The sequence below is a fragment of the Nodosilinea sp. P-1105 genome, from assembly GCF_012911975.1.
Lineage (GTDB): Bacteria > Cyanobacteriota > Cyanobacteriia > Phormidesmidales > Phormidesmidaceae > Nodosilinea.
This window is the reverse complement of record NZ_SMDQ01000153.1, coordinates 1-1720: the sequence shown is the minus strand read 5'-3', so window position 1 is coordinate 1720 and position 1720 is coordinate 1. Positions and strand designations below refer to the sequence as shown.

Annotated in this window: 2 protein-coding genes; both read left to right on the top strand. The window is 57.2% G+C overall.

What is annotated here, in order from left to right; all coding sequences use genetic code 11:
* A partial coding sequence (locus E1H13_RS26445; RefSeq protein WP_206071122.1) for a hypothetical protein occupies nt 1-401 on the top strand: 401 nt, incomplete at its 5' end.
* Between the two features lie 172 nt (nt 402-573).
* A complete protein-coding gene (locus E1H13_RS26440) occupies nt 574-1695 on the top strand; it encodes a hypothetical protein (RefSeq protein WP_169617943.1) in 1122 nt (373 codons plus the stop codon).
* The last annotated feature ends 25 nt before the right edge of the window (nt 1696-1720 follow it).

Below are 1720 nucleotides of genomic sequence, written 5' to 3'. Positions count from 1 at the left end.
CTGTTAACCGGAGACCCCTTACCCACCCGCCCCTGAGCGCGGGCAGCCTGATATTAACGCTGGTGCTGGCTAGTTTCTTGGGGTATCAGGGCTGGACTTTGTGGCGATCGCCGCCGCCTGCTTCTCGATTTAAAGCGATCGAAGAAGCCTTAGAACCCAGCCTGTACCTGGCCCTGGCCCATCAACTGGAGCCTTGGCAATGGCTGCCTTTGACCCTGTGGTGGGTGCTCCTGGTGCTATTGGTTAGGTTAAGTCTGCGGCGGCTGTGGCCCCTGCCAGGGGGGAAGACTGGTTCATCGCGATCGCCGTCAGACAGCACTCCCCCAGTGACTCCATGGCGCTACCTGAGCCTGGTGCCCACCCTGCTACTACTGGGCTGGATCATCCTTGGCCTGCGGTAGGCTATTTCTAAGATCCTACGTGAATCGTGAAAATTCGTAGGGCAGGCGTCTCGCCTGCCCAGGCAAGATGCCCGTACTACCTCCATGAATCAAAGACGGATTGCTATAGACAGCATCCCAATTTATTCGTCCACCTGCTACGTCCTCCTACGTTCTGCCTAACTTCACACCCATGAGCGAATACCAGTACTACGAGTTTCAAGCCCTCGATCGCGCCCTGACTTCCCAAGAGCAAAAAACCCTGCAAGCGCTGTCCAGTCGAGCGCAGGTTACCCCGCATCGGGCCAGCTTTGTCTATCACTATGGCGACTTTCGGGGTGACCCGGAGGCCATATTGGCCCAGTACTTTGACGCGATGCTCTACCTGGCTAACTGGGGCACTTGGCAACTCATGTTTCGTTTGCCCAAAGCGCTGGTTGACCCCGCCTGGTTTAAACCCTATGAAATTGAAGATGCAATCACTGTCTCTACCACCGTCGACCACCTGATTCTCAACATTGAGATTCGGGACGAAGAGGGAATGATGGGTTGGGTTGAAGGGGAAGGCTGGCTGCCCCAGCTATTGCCACTGCGGGATGACCTGCTGGCCGGGGATTTGAGGGTACTGTATTTGGCCTGGTTGCGCCTATGTCCTAACCTGATGGCCTATGACGAAGATGAAGACCCGCTGGAGCCACCCCTGCCTCCTAACCTGGGGAAGCTAACCCAGCCCCTGATGGACTATATGGAATTGGTAGGTTTGGATACCGACCTGGTGGCGGCAGCGGCCCAGGCCAGCCCTAGCCATCAGCCAGCCCCAGCCCCGCCCCTGGAAGAGTGGCTGCCCCAGCTGACTGAAGTAGAACGCCAGCAATTTTTGCTGAAACTGGTGCGGCGAGAACCCCACGTTGACTTGCAATTAATCAACCGCCTGAAGGAACTGGCAGCAGCTGATTTACCCCTGCCACCGTCCCCAGCCCCAGGGCAGCGGCGATTTTCGGACCTGATGGCGATCGCCGCAGATGAGCAGACCAAACGCCAACAAAAGGAACAAGCTGCCGCCCAAAAGAAGCGCATCAAAGCGCTGGAGGCCCTGGCCCCGAAAGCGGAGAAAACCTGGGATCGGGTGCTGGATTTGATTCAGGTGAAACAAGCCTATGCCTACGATGAGGCCACAAAACTGCTCAAAGACCTGCGGGACTTGGCTGAGCACCAGGGACAATTACCTGCCTTTAGCCAGCGCCTCGAGCGGCTCAAGACCGACTATAGCAATCGCCCCGCCCTGATGAAGCGACTGCGCTCGATTAGGACATAACGCCCAGGCTATAGTAGTGGGCAAC

Coding starts and splice junctions, on each gene's coding strand:
- E1H13_RS26440 (WP_169617943.1), top strand. CDS start 574: ATGAGCGAATACCAGTACTACGAGTTTCAAGCCCTCGATCGCGCCCTG.